Origin of the sequence: Arthrobacter sp. SLBN-112 (genome assembly GCF_030944625.1) — a bacterium.
Lineage (GTDB): Bacteria > Actinomycetota > Actinomycetes > Actinomycetales > Micrococcaceae > Arthrobacter.
This window is the reverse complement of record NZ_JAUSXY010000001.1, coordinates 1,528,445-1,547,773: the sequence shown is the minus strand read 5'-3', so window position 1 is coordinate 1,547,773 and position 19,329 is coordinate 1,528,445. Positions and strand designations below refer to the sequence as shown.

Annotated in this window: 13 protein-coding genes and 2 pseudogenes; 5 read left to right on the top strand and 10 right to left on the bottom strand. The window is 67.6% G+C overall.

Annotated elements, in window-relative coordinates; translation table 11 throughout:
- The first annotated feature begins 49 nt into the window (after positions 1 to 49).
- From QF050_RS07265 to QF050_RS07255, 3 genes are all read left to right on the top strand, one after another.
- A complete protein-coding gene (locus QF050_RS07265; RefSeq protein ID WP_308929834.1) occupies positions 50 to 1,645 on the top strand; it encodes a molybdopterin-dependent oxidoreductase in 1,596 nt (531 codons plus the stop codon).
- A gap of 84 nt (positions 1,646 to 1,729) precedes the next feature.
- Positions 1,730 to 2,746 carry an asparaginase gene (locus QF050_RS07260; protein WP_308929833.1) on the top strand — a complete coding sequence of 339 codons (1,017 nt, stop codon included), beginning with the start codon at positions 1,730 to 1,732 and terminating at the stop codon, positions 2,744 to 2,746.
- A 39-nt stretch (positions 2,747 to 2,785) separates the two neighbouring features.
- Positions 2,786 to 3,163 carry a sterol carrier family protein gene (locus tag QF050_RS07255; RefSeq protein ID WP_308929832.1) on the top strand — a complete coding sequence of 126 codons (378 nt, stop codon included), beginning with the start codon at positions 2,786 to 2,788 and terminating at the stop codon, positions 3,161 to 3,163.
- Positions 3,164 to 3,397: 234 nt separating this feature from the next.
- Here QF050_RS07255 and QF050_RS07250 read toward each other — a convergent pair whose 3' ends face one another.
- The gene (locus tag QF050_RS07250) at positions 3,398 to 4,159 is read right to left on the bottom strand and encodes an SDR family oxidoreductase (protein WP_308932120.1); all 762 of its coding nucleotides are present in this window, start codon (positions 4,157 to 4,159) and stop codon (positions 3,398 to 3,400) included.
- A 154-nt stretch (positions 4,160 to 4,313) separates the two neighbouring features.
- Here QF050_RS07250 and aceE point away from each other — a divergent pair, with 154 nt between their 5' ends.
- Together aceE and nboR are read left to right on the top strand one after the other, a co-directional pair.
- Positions 4,314 to 7,055: a pyruvate dehydrogenase (acetyl-transferring), homodimeric type gene (aceE, locus tag QF050_RS07245; protein ID WP_308929831.1), complete on the top strand. Its 2,742-nt coding sequence runs from the start codon at positions 4,314 to 4,316 to the stop codon at positions 7,053 to 7,055.
- A gap of 79 nt (positions 7,056 to 7,134) precedes the next feature.
- A pseudogene (nboR, locus tag QF050_RS07240) lies at positions 7,135 to 7,777 on the top strand (nicotine blue oxidoreductase).
- A 12-nt stretch (positions 7,778 to 7,789) separates the two neighbouring features.
- Here nboR and QF050_RS07235 read toward each other — a convergent pair.
- The 9 genes and pseudogenes from QF050_RS07235 to QF050_RS07195 form a co-directional block, all read right to left on the bottom strand.
- A pseudogene (locus QF050_RS07235) lies at positions 7,790 to 9,293 on the bottom strand (DUF222 domain-containing protein).
- A gap of 82 nt (positions 9,294 to 9,375) precedes the next feature.
- Complete coding sequence (locus QF050_RS07230; protein WP_308929830.1) at positions 9,376 to 10,020, bottom strand: uracil-DNA glycosylase; 645 nt, start codon at positions 10,018 to 10,020, stop codon at positions 9,376 to 9,378.
- Positions 10,017 to 10,757, bottom strand: coding sequence for a HEAT repeat domain-containing protein (locus tag QF050_RS07225; RefSeq protein WP_308929829.1), 741 nt, complete (start codon positions 10,755 to 10,757; stop codon positions 10,017 to 10,019). The genes QF050_RS07230 and QF050_RS07225 overlap by 4 nt, the downstream gene beginning before the upstream one ends.
- Before the next feature lie 104 nt (positions 10,758 to 10,861).
- Positions 10,862 to 11,842, bottom strand: a complete 981-nt coding sequence (locus QF050_RS07220; protein WP_308929828.1) for an aldo/keto reductase — start codon at positions 11,840 to 11,842, stop codon at positions 10,862 to 10,864.
- 76 nt (positions 11,843 to 11,918) lie between these two features.
- Positions 11,919 to 14,744, bottom strand: coding sequence for a molybdopterin cofactor-binding domain-containing protein (locus QF050_RS07215; RefSeq protein ID WP_308929827.1), 2,826 nt, complete (start codon positions 14,742 to 14,744; stop codon positions 11,919 to 11,921).
- A 2-nt stretch (positions 14,745 to 14,746) separates the two neighbouring features.
- Positions 14,747 to 15,682: an FAD binding domain-containing protein gene (locus QF050_RS07210; protein ID WP_308929826.1), complete on the bottom strand. Its 936-nt coding sequence runs from the start codon at positions 15,680 to 15,682 to the stop codon at positions 14,747 to 14,749.
- Complete coding sequence (locus QF050_RS07205; protein WP_308929825.1) at positions 15,673 to 16,896, bottom strand: XdhC family protein; 1,224 nt, start codon at positions 16,894 to 16,896, stop codon at positions 15,673 to 15,675. Before QF050_RS07205 ends, QF050_RS07210 begins: the two co-directional genes overlap by 10 nt.
- A 100-nt stretch (positions 16,897 to 16,996) precedes the next feature.
- Positions 16,997 to 18,538, bottom strand: coding sequence for an NCS2 family permease (locus QF050_RS07200; RefSeq protein ID WP_308929824.1), 1,542 nt, complete (start codon positions 18,536 to 18,538; stop codon positions 16,997 to 16,999).
- 14 nt (positions 18,539 to 18,552) lie between these two features.
- Positions 18,553 to 19,047: a nucleoside deaminase gene (locus tag QF050_RS07195; RefSeq protein ID WP_308929823.1), complete on the bottom strand. Its 495-nt coding sequence runs from the start codon at positions 19,045 to 19,047 to the stop codon at positions 18,553 to 18,555.
- Between the last annotated feature and the right edge of the window lie 282 nt (positions 19,048 to 19,329).

Below are 19,329 nucleotides of genomic sequence, written 5' to 3'. Positions count from 1 at the left end.
CCCGGCCCGCCCCGTCAATCCGGATTCCCCGCCGCTCCGAACAACCACCATGACAAAGCTTCGGAACCGCATGACAGGACCCTCCGCACTGGCCGCGCTGGCAGGTGTGGTGGCAGCCGCCGTCGTACTTGCCGTTGCGGAGCTGATCGGCGCATTCTTCACCGCCAGGGCAACCCCGCTGTTCGCGCTGGGGTCGACCTTTATTGACTTCACTCCGCCCCGGCTGAAGGACTTTGCAGTCACCACGTTCGGCACGAACGACAAGGCGGCGCTGTTCGTGGGCATGGGCGTGACCATCGCGCTGCTCGCCTGCGTCCTGGGCATCGTGGCCTACCGGAAATGGGTGCTGGGCGTCCTCGGCGTCCTGTTCATGGGCGCCGTGATAGTTGCGTGCGTCGTGACCCGCGCGGGCGTCAGCGGGGTGGACGCCATCCCGTCCGTGCTGGGAACAGTCGCGGGCCTGGTGGTCCTTCGCCTGCTCATGGCGCCCCTGTGGCGGCTGAAGGAGAGCAAGCCCTGGCCGGAAGCGCCGGCGGACCAGGCAGCCGACGCCTATGCCCGGCTTGGGCACGAAGGATCCAGCCGTCGTCGTTTCTTCGCTGCGGCCGGGATCACCGCCGTGGCAGCCGGCATCGCCGCCACGGGCGGCCGGTTGCTGGGGGCGGCGCGCAACAACGTCGCCAAGGCGCGCGAAGCGCTCACGCTGCCCGCACCTGCCAAGGCCGCAGCCGCTGTTCCCGCCGGCGTGCAGTCGCCCGTCCCGGGGGTAACGCCGTGGCTGACGGACAACGCCGATTTTTACCGGATCGACACGGCGCTGAGTGTCCCGGAAATCAACGTCAACGATTGGGAACTGCGCGTGCACGGTCTGGTGGAGCAGGAAGTCACCCTCACGTTCCAGGACCTGCTGGACGCCAGCCTGATCGAATCGCACGTCACGCTTACCTGCGTCTCCAACCCGGTGGGCGGCAACCTCGCCGGAAATGCCAAGTGGCTGGGCATGCCCATCCGAGACGTCCTGGCCCGGGCCAAGCCCAAGGACGGGGCGGACATGGTGCTCTCCAAGTCCATCGACGGGTTCAGCGCCTCCACTCCCCTGGAGGTCCTGCAGGACGGGCGGGATGCCATGCTGGCCATCGGCATGAACGGCGAGCCGCTGCCGTTGGAGCACGGCTACCCGGTGCGGATGGTGGTCCCCGGGCTCTACGGATTCGTCTCCGCCACCAAGTGGGTGGTGGACCTGGAGGTCACCCGGTTCGCGGACAGCAAGGCCTACTGGACTGAGCGGGGCTGGTCCGAACGCGGCCCAATCAAGACGATGGCGCGCGTGGAGGTTCCCAAGTCCTTCGCCAAGGTTCCCGCCGGAAAGGTTGCCGTGGGCGGCACGGCCTGGGCCCAGACCCGGGGAATCACTAAAGTGGAAATCCAGATCGACAACGGGGAATGGACAGAGACGGTCCTCTCCACGGAAGCCTCCACCGTTACCTGGCGGCAGTGGTCCTACGAGTGGGATGCCACGCCTGGCCCGCACTACATCAAGGTCCGGGCCACCGACGGCACCGGGCAGGTGCAGACGGACCAGCGCGCCGATCCCGTCCCTGACGGTGCGTCCGGCTGGCAGTCCGTGATGGTGACCGTCCAGTAGGGCGGCAGCCGGCTCCGCCCATGGGTGCCGGCCGGAGGCCCGCCAGTGGCCAGCCATCCGGGGGCTGGCCCATAGACTGGCACTATGCCGCACAATCCGCATGCCACCTTCACCGTTGACTCCGCCGTCGAACTGGCCGTGATCGAACGCAGCGGCTTCGTGGAGTCGCGGCACATCGGATCCGCCGTGCTCATTGCCGCCGACGGTTCGGTTGTCACTGAGCTCGGCGACATCCACACGCCCATCTACGCCCGGTCCACCCTCAAGCCGTTCCAGGCGCTGGCGTCCATGCAGTCAGGCGTACCGCTGCGGGGCGCCCAGGTGGCCATCGCGTGCGGCAGCCACACCGGCTCGCTGGACCACATGGATGTGGTGGCGGGCATGCTCAAGGCGGCGGGCGTGCGTGAAGACCAGTTGCAGTGCCCGGAAGCGTGGCCGGAAGACGAAACGGCCCGGAACTGGCTGGTCCGTTCAGAGAAGGGTAAGTCGCGGCTGGCGTACAACTGTTCCGGCAAGCACGCTGCCTTCCTTTGGGCGTGCACCGAGAACGGCTGGGACACGCACAGCTACCTGGAGCCCAACCATCCCTTGCAGCAGCGCGTCCGCAGCGTCGTCGAGGAATACACGGGCGAGCGGATCGCCCACCTGGGCATCGACGGCTGCGGGGCACCGGTAGCCGCGGTTTCGTTGAAAGGGCTGGCACGCGCCTACTCCCAGCTGGCCAAAGCTCCCGGCGACCACAGCTTCAGCGCCCGGGCCGCCACGATTGCAACGTCAATGCTCGACTACCCCTGGGCGGTGCAGGGCCGGGGAGAGGCCAACACCCTGGTGATGGACGAGCTGGAAATCATCGCCAAAATCGGTGCCGAAGGCGTCCTGGCGATGGCCACACCCCAAGGCGTCTCAGTGGCCGTCAAGATCCTTGATGGAAACGTCCGGGCAACCTCGCTGGTGGCCCTCACCCTGCTCGCGGCCGCCGGTGCCGTGGAGATTCCCGGAGTCGCCAGCGCCCTGGAAAAAGTGGTGGCACCGGTGCTTGGGGGCGGCCGTCCGGTAGGGAAGATCCGGCTGGGTCCGGCGGTTTCCGCGCTCCTGGACTAGTGGCAAAACCCCAACCCACGCCAAAGGAAGAATGAAAGCATGGCCACAGCCCGCCGTCGTATTGATGTCCACGAAGGCAAAGCAGCAGTGAAGGCATGGCTGGAAGGCGCCGGTTCGCCGTCGGGCGCTCCCCTGCCGCGGACCGTCCTGGCCACGGCCGTGCGGTATTCCCTGGAGGAAGTCACCGCCCGGGCGCCGGGAAACTCCGTGGAGGTGCGCGTGCCGCCGTTTGGCGTCACCCAGTGCGTGGAGGGCCCGCGGCATACCCGCGGCACCCCGCCGAACGTGATTGAGTGCGACGCCGCCACCTGGCTGGCGATGGTCACCGGCCAGCTGGCGTGGGCAGACGCAGTCGCTGCGGGCAAGGTGGCAGCCTCGGGCCTGCGCGCTGACTTATCGGCCCTGCTGCCCCTCTAGTCCTGCTTCAATGCCCGCGTGCCTGCCCCGGGTGGTGACGCGGGGCTCAGCGGAGGACTCCGCCGCGGAGATCCGGGCCGGGTGCGGGACCGAATTCTGCAGTTTCGTGGACAGGGCCGCCATTACGGCGAAAGCAAACGCGGCTACGGCAATCAGGACCGACATCCCCGCAAGTCATGAGCCGATCCTGGGCCCCGGAACGGACGGCCGCCTCGGCACGGCTGTCCGGCGTGCCTACCCGCGGCCGATGAAGGGCATGCCGGCAGCGGTGACCACCACGGAGCCGACGCTGGCCGAGGCAGGCATGTTAGCCATCATCAGTACTGCGCGTGCCGCGTCCGCCACCGGGAACATCGGTTCCACCTTGCGGCTGCCGTCCGCCTGCAGGGCCCCGGAACCGACGCCGATGGTGTCCATGATCTCGGTGGCCGTGTTGCCGATATCGATCTGTCCGCACGTGATTCCGTAGTCGCGGCCGTCCAGATCGATGCTTTTGGTCAGCCCGGTCATCGCGTGCTTGGTGACCGTGTAGGCCACGGTCCGCGGCCGCGGCGAGTGGGCGGAGATCGATCCGTTGTTGATAATCCGGCCGCCTTGCGGTTTCTGCGCCTTCATGGCCCGGACCGCGGCGGCCGCGCACAGCATTGACCCGGTCAGGTTCACGGCCACCGTGGCGTTCCAGTCAGCCAGGCTGATTTCGTCCACACCGGCGGACGGGCCGAACACCCCGGCGTTGTTGAACAGGACGTCCACGCGCCCCCACTCTTGGCGGACGGCCTCGAAAAGCCGCTCGACGTCGTCGGGCCGGGTGACGTCGCAGGGCACCACCAGGGCGTCCGGGCTGCCGTCCGCCGTCTCCTTCAACTGCGCCTCGCGACGGCCTGCAAGCGCCACGCGGTAGCCGTCGGCCAGCATCTGCCGGGCGACCTCCCGGCCGATGCCGGACCCGGCCCCGGTGACGACGGCGACGCGGACGGCAGGGTGGGGAGTGTTCATGCGGTTATCCATGGGGCTGCCAATCACGTTCGCTTCGCCTGATCCGGTCATAATTGCATACTACTTCCGCGGTGCCATAATCTCGAATAGCAAAATTGTTTTCTCACGATATGAAAACAAGCCTGATGCATTTCGACGATGAAAAGAGGCTGCCGTGGCTGCAGGAGAAGATACCTCCCATATCCTCAGCGGGTTGACTAACCAGCTGCCTGATCGTGATCCGGAAGAGACTGCCGAGTGGGTTGAGTCCCTGGATGCGTTGATCAGGGAACAGGGCACCGAGCGTGCCCAATACATCATGCGGAGCCTGCTGCAGCGTGCCGGCGCGCAGAGTGTCGGGGTGCCGATGGTGACCACCACCGATTACGTGAACACCATCCCGGTGGACCAGGAAGCCGAGTTCCCGGGCAACGAGGAGTTCGAGCGCCGGTACCGGGCGTACATGCGCTGGAACGCCGCGGTGATGGTGCACCGGGCGCAGCGTCCCGAGATCGGGGTGGGCGGGCATATCTCCACCTATGCCGGGGCCGCGACCCTGTACGAGGTCGGGTTCAACCACTTCTTCCGCGGCAAGGACCACCCCGGCGGCGGGGACCAGGTCTTCTTCCAGGGCCACGCCTCCCCCGGCATGTACGCCAGGGCATTCATGGAAGGCCGGCTCTCCGAGGAAGACCTCGACGGGTTCCGGCAGGAAAAGTCCCGCGCCGGGCACGCCCTGTCCTCCTACCCGCACCCGCGGCTGATGCCGGGCTTCTGGGAATTCCCCACCGTGTCCATGGGCATCGGGCCGATGAACGCGATCTACCAGGCCCAAAACAACCGGTACCTGCACAACCGGGGCCTGAAAGACACCTCGGACCAGCAGGTCTGGGCGTTCCTGGGCGACGGGGAAATGGACGAACCCGAATCCCGCGGCCTGCTCCAGCTCGCCGCGAACGAGAACCTGGACAACCTGAACTTCGTGATCAACTGCAACCTCCAGCGCCTGGACGGCCCGGTCCGGGGCAACGGGAAAATCATGCAGGAACTCGAAGCGTTCTTCCGCGGCGCGGGCTGGAACGTCATCAAGGTCGTCTGGGGCCGGGAATGGGATGACCTGCTCACCCGCGACACCGACGGCTCGCTCGTGAAAATCATGAACGAAACCGTCGACGGCGACTACCAGACCTACAAAGCCGAATCCGGCGGATTCGTCCGCGAACACTTCTTCGGCAAAACCCCGCAAACCAAAGACCTCGTCGCGGACCTCACCGACGACCAGATCTGGAACCTCAAACGCGGCGGCCACGACTACCGCAAGGTCTACGCCGCCTACAAAGCCGCCACCGAATTCAAGGGCAAACCCACCGTCATCCTCGCCCACACCGTCAAAGGCTACGGACTTGGACCGCGGTTTGAAGGCAGGAATGCCACGCACCAAATGAAGAAACTGACGGTCGAGGATCTCAAGGACTTCAGGGACTACCTGCGTATTCCCATTTCGGATGAACAACTGGACGCCGATCCCTACCGCCCTCCCTACTACCACCCAGGCCCGGATGCCCCGGAGATCGCCTACCTGATGGAGCGGCGCCGGGCATTGGGCGGGTCCGTTCCGGAGCGCCGATCCACGCATCAGGCTGTTGAACTGCCTGAGGCGAAGTCTTACGAGGTGGCCAAGCGCGGGTCCGGGAAGCAGCAGGCCGCCACCACCATGTCCTTCGTGCGCCTGCTTAAGGATTTGCTCCGCGACAAGAAGTTCGGCGACAGGATTGTGCCCATCGTGCCAGATGAGTCCCGGACGTTCGGGATGGACGCGTTCTTCCCGACCGCGAAGATCTACAACCCCAAGGGCCAGAACTACCTCTCCGTGGACCGGGACCTCGTCCTGGCCTACAAAGAGTCCCCCGCAGGCCAACTGATCCACCCCGGCATCAACGAAGCCGGCGCCGTCGCAGCCTTCACCGCCGCCGGAACCTCCTACGCCACCCACGGCGTCCCCCTGGTCCCGGTCTACGTGTTCTACTCCATGTTCGGCTTCCAACGCACCGGCGACGCCTTCTGGGCAGCAGCAGACCAAATGACCCGCGGCTTCATCATCGGCGCCACCGCAGGCCGGACCACCCTCACCGGCGAAGGCCTCCAACACGCCGACGGCCACTCCCCCCTCCTGGCCTCCACCAACCCCGCCGTCCTCACCTACGACCCCGCCTACGGCTACGAAATCGGACACATCATCCACTCCGGCCTGGAACGGATGTACGGGCCGGACTCAACGGACAAGAACCTCATGTACTACCTCACCGTGTACAACGAACCCATCATCCAACCCGCCGAACCCGAAAACCTCGACGTCGAAGGCCTCATCAAGGGCATCTACCTCCTCGCCCCCGCAAAGATCGACGGCCCCCGCACCCAGATCCTCGCCTCCGGCGTCTCCGTGCCCTGGGCCCTCGAAGCCCAACGCGTCCTCGCCGATGACTGGAACGTCTCCGCCGACGTCTGGTCCGTGACCTCCTGGAACGAACTGCGCCGCGACGGCCTCGCCGCCGAAGAGGAAGCCTTCCTCAACCCCGGCCAACCCGCCCGCACCCCGTTCGTCACCCAGCAACTCGAAGGCGCCACCGGCCCCATCGTCGCCGTCACCGACTACATGAAAGCCATCCCCGACCAAATCCGCCAATTCATCCCCAACGAATTCGCCACCCTCGGCGCCGACGGCTTCGGCTTCTCCGACACCCGCGCAGCAGCCCGCCGCTACTTCAAAAACGACACCCACTCCATCGTGGTCAAAGCGCTTCAGATGCTCGCGGCGCGCGGAGAGGTTGAGGAGGGCGCGCCGTCGTACGCCATGGACCGGTACAAGCTCCTGGACGTCACTGCCGGCACCACCGGCGGGGCGGGCGGAGACGCCTGAGTCCAGGTTCGAGCGGCAGTCGGGGCAGTTTCCGGGGGGAGGCTGCCCCGGCTGCTTTGTCGTTGGCTAGTGTGCAGATATGGAGAACGTCGAGGAATCCGGGGCGCCGGGCGTGCGTGTAACCGGGGTGCTGCTTGCCGCGGGCGCGGGCACTCGTTTGGGGCTGGGTCCGAAGGCCTTGTTGCCGTACCGCGGGAGGCCCCTGGTGGAGGTGGTGGCCGGCAAACTGCTTGAGGGCGGCTGCCGCGAAGTGGTGGTGGTCCTTGGCGCCGGAGCCGCAGATGTTACCGCGGCGGCGGACCTGGACGCCTTCCGCGTGGTGGCAAATCCGGAATGGCAGTCCGGCATGGGCAGCTCGTTCCTGCTCGGCAACAGCACCGCGGATCCCAAAGACCACCTGCTGATCGCCTTGGTGGACCAGCCCGGTCTGACCCGGGAAACGGTGGAGCGGCTCCTGGCCGCCCATCGCCCGGGGCGCATCACCGCCGCCGCGTACCGGCGCAAGGAGAGCCCCACCGAGGGCCAGTCTGAACTACGCCGGGGCCATCCCCTGCTCATCGACGCCTCCTTGCGGGTGGAGGTGTGCGCAACGGCAGCGGGCGACGCCGGTGCCCGCGGCTTCCTGCGCAGGCACCCGGAACTGGTGGACGAGGTGGATTGCAGCGACCAGTCCACCGGTGAGGACGTGGATACCCCCGGACCAGTTGGGCCTGCTCCACTAGTACCGGAGGCGGTCAGGCTTGCGCGCGCAGGAACTTCTCAATGGCATGCTCACCGGGGGATCCTCCATGGCGAACGATGTCTACACTGCCCGGCCGTATTCCGTCCGGCCATGTTGTGGGTTCCGAGTCTTGGTGTTCGCTGGTGTAGTGGCGGCCGGCCGGTGAGGTCCAGCCGGGTGGTTCGGTTTTGCTGGCGGGTGTGGGTTTCCAGCCTGTGGTGTGCCGGAGGCGGTGGTGTTTGGGGCAGGGCTGTCCCAGGTTGCTGATTCCGGTGGTGCCGCCCTCTGCCCAGGCAAGGATGTGGTCGGCCTCGGTGTCCAGGGAGTTGTTGCTGCAGCCGGGGAACGGGCATTTACCGTCCCTGAGCCGGAGCCAGTTCCGCATGGCTTTACCCACCCGGTAGCTGGTCCGCCCGATCTCCAGCGGCGCCCCGTCCCGCGGGTCCACCAGCACCCGGTAGAACGAGCCCGCCCCCATCAGCGACCAACCGGCGGGCCATCGACGCCGGGATCGGCCCGTACCCGTCCAGCACCGCCGGCTCATCGGTCAGACCCAGCAGGGAGAACACCGGCACGGTCACCAACACCTGCGCCCGGATCGAAGATGACAAGCCAGCCCCCGCCCCGTCCCCGGTCCCGGCGTCGAACCCCTCGCTCAGGCCCTCCCCACCTCCGCCGGTACCGCTCCCGCTGCTGGCGGGGGTAAGTCCGTTGGTGAGGATCACGTCAGCGAAGTTGTCCGCACGGAGCTGTGTCATGGTCCGGGGTTCCTCAGGTCCCTGCTGGGACCGGGCGATCGCGGTGAGCCGGTTCAACCCAGCCAACGCCTGGTCCGCAGGCAGGTACGCGCCCAGCCACGCCATCCCGTCCCGGTCCGGCCGGTACTCCACCCGCCGATCCGAAATTCCCTTGGCATGGCGCTTCTCAATCGACCCGGCATGATGGCGCTCCCGCCACGTCCGCGCCTTGGCACGGAACCGGTGCGCCGGCAACTCCCCCACCGGACAACCGCGCGCCCGATCCGGTTCGCCCGGGTCCAGGAAATGCGCCTCCAACGCCGCCGCCCCGGCAACATCCAGGCCGGCTGTCTCATCAGCCATGGCCACCGCATGCCCCCACGACAGAGTCCCCGCCTGCAACGCGGCCAGGGTCAACGGCAACTCCTTGACCACCGCGTGCGACGCGGCAAGGAACGACGACGCCGCCCGCGGACCAAGAGCCAGCACACAGCCGATCTCCGCCGCGACCGCCATCTCCTGCGCCACCACCGGCACACCCGGCCCCGCAACAACACCGGCAGCATCCGCATACCCCACCGCAGCCCGGGCTTTCAGACCAGCAACCCTGGCCTCCACCTCACGGACACCGGCCAGGACATCCAGGCACCCATCCGCCAACCCCGCCAACGGATCAGCAACCGAGAACAGCTCCACACCGCACCCATCCACCTCCGCAACAAGCACGGCAAGGGCAGCACGGATATCCTCAAACGCCCCCACCACCGCCGCTTTCCCCATACACCAATCATCACCAGAGGGTCTGACATTTAAGGCCGCCACAACAACGGACACCAAAACGCGTAGTTGGGTCTCGACAAGCTCAACCACCAGAGGCGAGCAATTGCTCCAGACCCTGTTTGAAGCCGGAGCGGCCGCCGTGGGCGGGATGCCGGATTTTGGGCACCTCCAGTCCGCTGCGCTGCAGGCTGTGCAGGGCAACGTTACCCACCGCCACGATGGAGCTGATGCCGAACAATTCAGCGAGCTCCTGCCAGAACGGCGTGCCGAGCTTCGTTTCCGAGGGCTTCGGCGTGCGATTGGACAACGGCCTGCCCGGTTGGTGGGGGTGCCAGGGAAAAGCACTCCACAGCAGCGGGAGGAAGTCCACTTCTTCCAGGACCTGCCACAGCACCGTTGCAGTGGGTTCGGCGGGCACTCCTGCAGCTTCCGGCGGCAGCACATAGCCTTTACCCGGCCCAAAAAGTCCGAACCTGTTGGCCGGGCCTTCCAGGATGGTCCGGTTGGTGAACGGCACCCCGGTGATCCGCATGCCCCTGAAACCTGGTGCCTCTCCCACGAGCAGAACGCTGGGCCGGCGGTCCAGCATCTCCTGCAGGTAGATCAGCAGGTTCTGGCGCCGCAGCGCATTCTCCGGAACTGCATGGGAGAAGAAGTTGTTGCAGGCAGGCCCCATTTCCACGGCTGCCAGCCCCTCAACAAAAGCAGCGATGGCGGGAGCGCTCATTCACCGCGCTCTTCCAGTCGGGCGGCCAGACGCTCTGCAGCAGCCGGATCGGCCCTGGCAAGGCGAGCCTTCTTGAGGTTCTCGCGCAGTATCCATCGCAGGTCCTTGTCCCGGCTCGAAGCCCACCGTTCCAGGTGCGCAATACCCAGCACCGGAGAAGCAGCGACCGCAACACTCCAGCAATATCCAAGTGCCTGGCGCAGCACGCGGAACTGGTCGGCCTGCCGCCGCTGCGGCTCAGTTCCCTCAATGGCCGCGGTGATCGTGTCCAGTACCTCGACCGCCTTGGCGGCGTCTTCCGGCCGGCGGAGCAGGCGCGGTTCGCAGATCCCGGCCGCCACGGCACGCTGCACCAGGGGTCCATCGGCGAGCCAATCCGAGGCCAGTTTCCACAACCCCGGCATGTCCCTGTCTCCCAGGCGTTGCAACGCCATCGCCACGCCCTCGCGCACGCGCCATCGGCCGTCTTCGGCCAGCAACCTCAGGGTTTGGGCGGCCTCGGGATCGCCTTCGACAAGGAGCCGGCCGTAGCCGACGGCACCACACACGGCAAAGTATTCATCCAGGCTCCGGGCGTACAGGCGGATCAGGGCGGGATCCGCCACATCGGCGAACGCTTCCGCCAGTTCGATGTTGCCGCGCGGCCCGGGCAGCCCGGACTCGGCGGCGAGGTAGGCCTCCCATTGTTCCGGTGGCAGCGATTCCAGCACCCCCCTGTAGTTCGCCCGCTTGGTCACTGGTGAACTCCTTGCCGCCGACGTGCCACAAAGTGGAGTTGATAAGAGAGCCGCCCGGGGTCCCCGTGGCGAGCGAAGCGAGGCATGGGGGCAGGCGGCGCACGCTACCAGCGCGGATGGACGGCCTCGCGGAAGTAGTGGTCGTAAATCCAGCGGACGCCGTCGTCGAACTCTTTGCCGACGCTTACCCCTGCTGCCGCGGCGTTGCCCTGGGCCTGCTCCACGTTGCGCGCGCCGGGGATTACGGAGGTGACGCCGTCCTGCGCCGCGATCCAGGCGATGGCGGCCTGCGCCGTGGTGGCCCCGGCGGGCACCAGCTGCTCGAACTCCGCCACCGCCTTCAGGCCCAGCTCAAAGTCCACGCCGGAGAAGGTCTCCCCCACGTCAAAGGCTTCGCCGTGGCGGTTGTAGTTCCGGTGGTCGTTCTCCGCGAAGGTGGTGTCCTTCGAGTACTTTCCGGACAGCAGCCCGGACGCCAGCGGCACCCGGGCAATGATGCCTACACCGGCGGCCTTCGCGGTGGGGAGGACTTCATCCAGCGGTTTGAGCCGGAAGGCGTTCAGGATGATTTGGACCGATGCGGTCCCTTCGTGGCGGATGGCTTCCAGGGCCTCGTCCGTTCGTTCCACGCTGACACCGTAGTTGCGGATGGCGCCTTCGGCGACGAGCGTGTCCAAGGCGTCATACACCTCATTGTTGCTGTAGACGGCGGTGGGCGGGCAGTGCAGCTGGACCAGGTCCAAGGTGTCGGTGCCCAGGTTCTTCCGTGAGCGGTCCACCCACTGGCGAAAGTTGGCCAACGAATAGTTTTCCGCCCGCTGTTCCATCCGGCGGCCCATCTTGGTGGCCACGGTGACGCCGTGCCCCGGGTTGTCGGCGAGGAATTTCCCGATGGCCTGCTCGCTCTTTCCGTCGCCATAGACATCGGCGGTATCAAAGAAGGTGACGCCGGCCTCCACGGAGGCTGCGAGAATGGCCTGCGCCTGTGCCGGGTCCACGGTGCCCCAGTCCGCGCCAAGCTGCCAGGTGCCCAGCCCCACGATGGAGACGTTCCGTCCGGTCTTGCCTAAAATCCGCTGTTCCATCCCCTGACTATATGCAACGATGCAACGCCGGGTCAGTTCCGGCCCGCGGAAGGCCTCCCGTGACCCCGCGTTGATTTCAGGAAAGAACCTGCTCCCGCGCCGGGACGAGCCCGGCCTCCTTCAGCCCCAGGTAGATCCGGTCCCGGGCGATGGGGAGCTGTGCGAAGCGGACTCCGGTGGCGTTCCTGATGGCGTTGGCGAGCGCCGGGGCTACCGGGTTGAACGGACTCTCGCTCATCGATTTCGCACCCAGCGGCCCCAGCTTGTCATTCGTGTCCGCGAAGTACACCTCGCTGCGCGGCACGTCCGCAAAGGTCGGAATGTGGTACTGCCGCAGGATGTCCGTGGTGACCTTGCCGTCGTCATTCACCACCACTTCCTCGTACAGCGTGGCACCAATGGCCTGGGCGATCCCGCCTTCGATCTGTCCCCGGCACTGGCGCGGGTTGACCACCACGCCGGCGTCGGCGGCCTGCACGCTCTGCAGGATCTTCAGCTCGCCGGTGCCGCGGTTCACCGCCACCCGGAAGCCGTGAACGTTGAACGCGACAGAGCGCGGCGTTCCGCCCCAGCGGCCCTCAGCAGCGAGTTCGACGCCGGCATCCGCGGCGGCCTGGGCCAGTTCAGCCAGTGCCACGCGTGTCCCGTCGACCACCACGGCGTCGCCGTCGAGGACGCACGCGGAAGCCTGCGTTTGGCGGATGCCCGCCGCGAACCCGCGGATCCGGACAGCCAGCTCTTCGGCTGCTTCAAGGGTGGCCTTGCCGGCCACCACGGTGCCGGCCGAACCGAACGCGCCGGTATCGTGCTCCACCAGGTCCGTGTCCGATTGTCGCACCGCCACCCGTGACGCTTCCGTGGACAATGCCGTGGCGGCGAGCTGGCTGTGGACGGTAGTGGTGCCGTTGCCGAACTCGGCGGTCCCGACGTCGGCCTGGTACGTTCCGTCAGGCAGGAGCCGGAGCCGGGAATGGGCAAAGTGGCCGCGTGGCGGCACGGTGTCGATCATGGAGAGGGCGGTGCCCTGGCCCACCATCCAGTCCGGCCCGAGGTCCTCGAGGCCCGCTTCCCGGTACCGGAGCCTGCCGCGGTCCAGCGCATCCCGGACCAGGTCCAGGCACTGGTCCAGCCCGTAGCTGCCGTAGTGGACGTCCTCCTCCGGCTCGGGCTGGGTGGATAGCATGTGGTCCCCTTCCCGGACCATGTTCCGGCGGCGGAACTCCAGCGGGTCCATCCCGATCCCGGCGGCCAGCTCGTCCATCGCGGACTCGATCGCAAAAATCATCTGGCTCAACCCGTAGCCGCGGAACGCCCCGGCCGGGACGGTGTTGGTATAGACCGAATGCGCGTCCACCTTCTTGTTCGCGCACTTGTAGACAGCCAGCGACTCGCCGCAGCCGTGGAACATGACGCCCGGGCCGTGGTTGCCGTAGGCGCCGGTGTTGGTCACTACGTCCAGTTCCAGGGCCGTCAGCCTGCCGTCCTTGGCGGCGCCGGCTTTCAGCTTGATGGTGAACGGGTGCCGGGTTGTGGTGGCGGTGAACTGTTCCGTGCGGGTCAGTTCCAGCTGGACCGGCCGTTTCAGTTTCAGGGCCGCGAGCGCTACGAGGTCCTCGGTGAGGACCTCCTGTTTGCCGCCGAATCCGCCGCCCACGCGTCCTGCCACCACGTGCACGCGGTCCTCCTCGAGCCCGAACACCCGGCACAGCGTGCGGCGCACCAGGAACGGGACCTGGCTGGACGTGCGCACCTGCAGCCGGCCGTCGTCGTCCACCGTGGCGATGGCAGCGTGGGTTTCCAGGGCGACGTGCTGGACGCGCTGGGTCCGGTAGGTCTGTTCGTGGATGAAGTCGGCGGCGGCGAAGCCGTCGGCGACGTTTCCCAGTTCCGAGTGCAGCTCAGCCACCACATTCCGCTCCGGGCGGGAGATACGCGCTTTCGCGGCGTCCTTGTCTCCGTGGACCAGGGCGGCGCCCGGGAGCAGCGCTTCCTGCGGCGAAAAGACCGCAGGAAGTTCCTGGTACTCCACCTGCAGGGCGCGGACGCCGGCTTCGGCGGCGCTCACCGATTCAGCCACGACGGCGGCCACCCGCTGGCCGATGAACCGGACCACGTCATCGAGGACCCGGGTATCGTCCGGGTCATCGGTGAAGAGTTCGTGCTGGGCCGTGGAAAACAGCTGCGCCGGGGCGTCCTCGGAGGTGAGGACCGCCACCACGCCGGGCACGTTCAGCGCCGCGTCCTTGTCGATGGACACTACTCGGGCGTGCGCGTGCGGGGATCGGAGGATCTTCAAATGCAGCAGCCCTTGCTGCTGGTCCGGGGGGACGTCGAGCGTGTAGCGCGCGGCCCCCGTGACCACGGCGCGGCTGGCCGGGGCCGGGACGTCGTCGCCCAGCCTGCCCGGTTCCGGATCCGGCTGGCCCTCCCCGGCGATGCCCGAGCCCGGCCCTTCGGGATCCGGGTGGCCTGCGTTCCCGCAGACGGCATCGGCGATGGCGCGGTAGCCGGTGCACCGGCAGAGGTTGCCTTTGAGGTTGCGGGGCAGGTTGTCCTTTTGCGCGTCGTCGAACGTGGCCGCGGTCATCACCATGCCGGCCGTGCAGAAGCCGCACTGGAAGCCTTGCCGCTCCAGGAACTGCTGCTGCACCGGATGCAGGCCGCCGTCAGTGGTGCCGGCCAGCCCCTCGATGGTGGTCACCGCATGGCCCTCGGCGCGGACCGCAGGGTAGATGCAGCTGTGGACCGGGGTGCCGTCCACGTGCACCGTGCAGGCTCCGCAGTCGCCGCCGTCGCAGCCTTTCTTGACGCCCAGGTTGCCTTGCTCGCGCAGGAACGTGCGCAGGCACTGCCCGGGCCGCGGAGCAGCCTCGGACGCGGTGCCGTTGATCTCGATGGCCATGCTCAGGCCCCTTTCGGACGTGTGGTGGGCCGGGCTGCCGGTGTTGCACTGGTGCGGGGCGGCCAGAAGTCTCCGGAGAAACGCAGCCCGGGCACACCGGCCGGCACGGCAAGTTCGGCGCGGATTTCCTCTGCCAGCCGGTAGGTCATGTCGCGGCGCCAGGCCGGCAGCCCGTGGATGTCGTCGTGGTAGAGCCCGGCCGGGATGGCGTCGTCCAGGGCAACTGCCAGCCGGTCGGCATCGGGCAGGCCGTCGAAGCGCAGCTGCACCGGCCGTTTGGTCGCGGCGGTGACGGTCAGGACCAGCGAGCCGCCGGCGTCGAGCCGCCCGATCAGGAGCACCCCGGACCGGCCCAGGTTGCTCAGGGACAGGCGGCGGAACGCCACGCGTGAGGAAAGGGCCGACGCCGGGAGGTGGACGCTGCGGAGCAGCTCGCCCGGTGCCAGGCAGTTGGTGGCGTCACCGGTCACGAAGTCCGAGACCGGGACGTTGCGGCTTCCGCCGCCCGGGGTGAGGATGGTGGCCACACCGTCCAGCCCGGCGCAGAGCGAGATGACGGGGCCGGCGGGCAAGGACGTGCAGAGGTTGCCGCCCACAGTGGACATATTCCACACCTTGAAGGAGGCCACGAAGGAATCGCAGCAGGCCCGGACCAGGTCCAGCCCGGGCCAGCCACGGCCGTCCGCGGCCGCCGTGCCGGGAAGTTTGTACAGGTCGGCAATGGTGCAGGTGGCGGCAAGGTCAATGCCGTCGTCGGTGACGGTGACGGGGGTCCAGCCGGCTGAGCCGAGGTCCAGGAGCCGCGTGAGCGGCTGGGGCCCAAAGGCGTAGCTGCCGTAGGAGAAGAGGACCGTTCCGCCGGCCAGCCAGGCGTCGCCGTCGCGCCATTCTGCGGGGTCGGTGGTGCGGACCACCGCCTCGATGGTGTTCATGTCCATGCGATCTCCTGCGGGGTAAGGTCTGCGGGCGCCGTTGCCGGCGCACGGTGGTGGATGGTGCCGGTGGTGTCGCGCAGCGGCACGCAGGTGGCGGCGCGGCTGCGCGCCGCGATGAGTTCCGCGGTGACGGACACCGCCACCTCGGCGGGGGTGACGGCGCCGAGGTCCAGTCCGATGGGTGAGTGCAGCCGGGCAATCCGCTCCGGCGGTATGCCAGCGCTGAGGAGTTCGTCAACCCTTTGCAGATGGCTCCGCCGGGACCCCATGGCCCCCACATAGGCGAGCTCCAGGGTCAGTGCCGTTTCCAGCAGGGGGACATCGAACTTTGGGTCATGGGTCAGGACGGCGGCCACGGTGCGGCTGTCCGTCCGGCCCGCGGCCGCTTCCGCCGCCAGGTAACGGTGCGGCCAGTCGGTGACCACTTGGTCTGCGGCGGCGAACCGGGGCTGCGAAGCGAAGGCCGGCCGGGCGTCCACCAGGGTCACGTGGTAGCCAAGCAGCTTGGCGGCGGGCACCAGGGCCGCCCCGAAATCGTTGGCGCCGAACACCAGCATGCGTGGCGGGGCGAGCCGGGACTCCACCAGGACGGCGGGTTCCCCGGAACGCCGGCTATCGCCGTCGCGGTGCGGCAGGCAGTCCACTGCCTGGACCAGCGGGACCAGCCCTGCGCCGCCGCCGCGCAGGATGGACTCCACCCGCAGCGCGGACTCCCCGCGCAGTACAGGTGACAGTTCCGGGGAGGCAGCCACGCGGAACTTCGCCGGATCAAGGAGTACGACGGCGGCGCCACCTTGTGCGCCCACCAGCCGTACCAGCGCCACGGGTTCGTCGTGGCCGAGGCCGGCGAGTTGCCGCACGGCTGCCCGGAGCGGGTGCCCCGGTTTATCGGGAACGGCCGCCGGCACCGGCTGGACATGGATCTCCAGCTGTCCGCCGCAGGTGAGCCCGGCCGCGAAGGCGTCGGCGGAACTGAAGCCGAAGACCTTGTGGCGCGGGACGTCGTCGTCCATTGCCTCCTGGGCGAGCGCCACCACGGCGCCTTCAACACAGCCGCCGGAGAGGCTGCCCAGCACCTCACCGGATTCCGTGACGAGCATTGAGGTCCCCACGGGGCGGGGCACCGAACCGGAGGCAGCCACGATGGTGGCCACGGCGAACTGCCGGTCCGCGAGGCGGGGCAGCCAGCGGCCGAGCGAAGGGATCAGGTCAAGCATGGCGGCACTCCTTCTTCCGCGCGGCGGTGGTGTCCATTGTCTGTCCTGTCAGGGGCCGGGCCAAGCATTGGCCCGGCCCCTGGTCTGGTTGGGGCAACGATCAGCCGCCCAGCAGGAGGTTGATCGGTCCGCGGGCGAAGTACACCAGGAACCCGGCGCTCACCACCCACATCAGCGGATGGATCTTCTTTGCCTTGCCGGACGCGGCGCCGATGACGGCCCAGCTCACGAAGCCGACGCCGATGCCGTTGGCGATCGAGTAGCTCAGCGGCATGGTGACGATGGTGAGGAATGCCGGCAGGGCCACGGTGAACTTGGTGAACTTGATCTCGCGGATTTGGGCCATCATCATGGCGCCCACCACCACCAGCGCGGCGGCGGCGACCTCGAGCGGCACCACGCTGGTGAGCGGGGTGAGGAACATCGAGCCGAGGAACAGCACGCCGGTGACCACCGAGGCAAGGCCGGTCCGCGCGCCCTCACCGATACCCGCCGCGGAGTCGATGTATACCGTGTTGGACGAGCCTGAGGTTGCCCCGCCCGCCACGGCGCCGAAGCCTTCAACGATGAAGGCCGATTTCAGGCGCGGGAACGTGCCGTCCTTGTGGGCCACGCCGGCGTTCTTGGCCAGGCCGGTCATGGTGCCCATGGCGTCGAAGAAGTTGGTGAACACCAGCGTGAACACCAGCATGGTGGCCGCGAGTCCGCCGATCCGGCTGAACGAACCAAAGAGGTCGAAGTGGCCCACCAGGCCCAGGTCGGGCGCGGAGACCAGCTGGCCGGACAGGACCGGGGTGTTCAGGTGCCAGCCGCCGGGGTTGGTGGTACTGGCAGGGCCCAGTTTCAGGACGGCTTCGACGACGGCGGCCAGCACGGTGGTGCCGACGATGCCAATGAGCAGGCCGCCCTGCACTTTGCGCGCCACCAGGATGCCCATGGCCAGGAGCCCGACGACGAACACCAGCGTGGGCACGGAGGTGATGGAGCCGCCGTCGCCCAGTTGCACGGGCGGCCCGCCGGTGGTGGGCCGGACGAAGCCCGAGTCAACAAAGCCGATGAAGGCGATGAACAGGCCGATGCCCACGGTGATGGCGGCCTTGAGTTCCTTGGGAACGGCCCTGAAGATGGCGGTCCGGGCGCCGGTGACGCCGAACAGGACGATCAGGATGCCGTTGATCACCACCAGTCCCATAGCCTCGGGCCAGGTGACTTCGTGGATCACCGAGACGGCCAGGAAGGAGTTGATGCCCAGCCCGGCGGCGAGCCCGAAGGGCAGGTTGGCGATGAGGCCGAACAGGATGGTCATGACGCCGGCGGTGAGGCCGGTGACGGCGCCCACCTGGGATGCGGAAAGCCAGCCGCCGGCGACGTCGGTGGGGGCGTTGTCCGCGCTGAACCCGCCGAGGATGAGGGGGTTCAGGATGACGATGTACGCCATGGTGAAGAAGGTGACCAGGCCGCCCCGGAATTCGCGGGCAAGGGTTGAGCCGCGCCGGGTGACCTGGAAGAAGCGGTCCAGGAAGGAGCCCGACGACGGCGGCCCGGGGATGGGTGACGCTTGCGCCGGGGTGCGCGGCACCCGCCGCGACGTGCTGGTGGTTGGAGCCGGATGCTCCTCGTGGGAATGGTCCAGGATGGTCATGTCAGCCGCCCGGCCTAGTAGTCGATCCTGGATTCGAGCGTGTTCCAGGTGTTGAACGGCTCCAACGCCGCAGGGGCCTGGGGATCGCCCAGCTCCAGCTTGGAGACCGGCATCAGGGAGTCCCTGTCCTGGTTTTCGAAGTATTCGTAGAAGACGGCGTCGTCGAAACCCACCGAGGCGGCATCGTGCCGGTCGGCGGCGTAGACCACGCGGTCAACGCGTGCCCAGAGTGCGGAGGCCAGGCACATAGGGCATGGCTCGCAGCTGGTGTAGAGGACCGCGCCGCTGAGGTCGAAGGTGCCGAGTTCGCGGCAGGCGGTGCGTATGGCGGTGACTTCGGCGTGGGCCGTGGGATCGTTGTCCGCCGTGACGCGGTTGACGCCGTCGAACGTTGTGCCGTCCGCGGTGACGATCATGGCGCCGAAGGGGCCGCCGCTGTTCAGGACGTTGGCCGTTGCCAGCCGGATTGATCTGGCCAGGAACTGCTCGGCCGTGACGGTGGTACTCATGATGCGACTTCCTTTTGCCGGGAAGCCTGATGCCGTGCAGGACCAGTAGAACCAGGTGCGACGGTTACCAGGCTTCAGCATGTGCTGTGAAGGTTAAGTTGCGCCTGGTAGATAGCTTCCCGGGTTCGGGTGCCCGCCTTTGGCAGAATCGAGATTAGCACCGGTTTGTGGTCCGCGCCATAGTTTTCTGGAAATTTAATTTCGCAATGTGAAATCCGTGTTTCGGGTTGTTAACGCCGCCCAGTCACATCCCGCCGGTGTTGACGCCCGGCGCCCGGGCTG

Bases quoted from the DNA above. Each gene is read 5' to 3' on its own strand.
- QF050_RS07200 (WP_308929824.1), bottom strand. From the start codon at position 18,538: ATGACCATCCTGGACCATTCCCACGAGGAGCATCCGGCTCCAACCACC.
- QF050_RS07205 (WP_308929825.1), bottom strand. From the start codon at position 16,896: ATGCTTGACCTGATCCCTTCGCTCGGCCGCTGGCTGCCCCGCCTCGCG.
- QF050_RS07215 (WP_308929827.1), bottom strand. From the start codon at position 14,744: ATGGCCATCGAGATCAACGGCACCGCGTCCGAGGCTGCTCCGCGGCCC.
- QF050_RS07230 (WP_308929830.1), bottom strand. From the start codon at position 10,020: ATGAGCGCTCCCGCCATCGCTGCTTTTGTTGAGGGGCTGGCAGCCGTG.
- QF050_RS07250 (WP_308932120.1), bottom strand. From the start codon at position 4,159: ATGAACACTCCCCACCCTGCCGTCCGCGTCGCCGTCGTCACCGGGGCC.
- QF050_RS07195 (WP_308929823.1), bottom strand. From the start codon at position 19,047: ATGAGTACCACCGTCACGGCCGAGCAGTTCCTGGCCAGATCAATCCGG.
- QF050_RS07265 (WP_308929834.1), top strand. From the start codon at position 50: ATGACAAAGCTTCGGAACCGCATGACAGGACCCTCCGCACTGGCCGCG.
- QF050_RS07210 (WP_308929826.1), bottom strand. From the start codon at position 15,682: ATGGACATGAACACCATCGAGGCGGTGGTCCGCACCACCGACCCCGCA.
- QF050_RS07255 (WP_308929832.1), top strand. From the start codon at position 2,786: ATGGCCACAGCCCGCCGTCGTATTGATGTCCACGAAGGCAAAGCAGCA.
- QF050_RS07220 (WP_308929828.1), bottom strand. From the start codon at position 11,842: ATGGAACAGCGGATTTTAGGCAAGACCGGACGGAACGTCTCCATCGTG.
- QF050_RS07260 (WP_308929833.1), top strand. From the start codon at position 1,730: ATGCCGCACAATCCGCATGCCACCTTCACCGTTGACTCCGCCGTCGAA.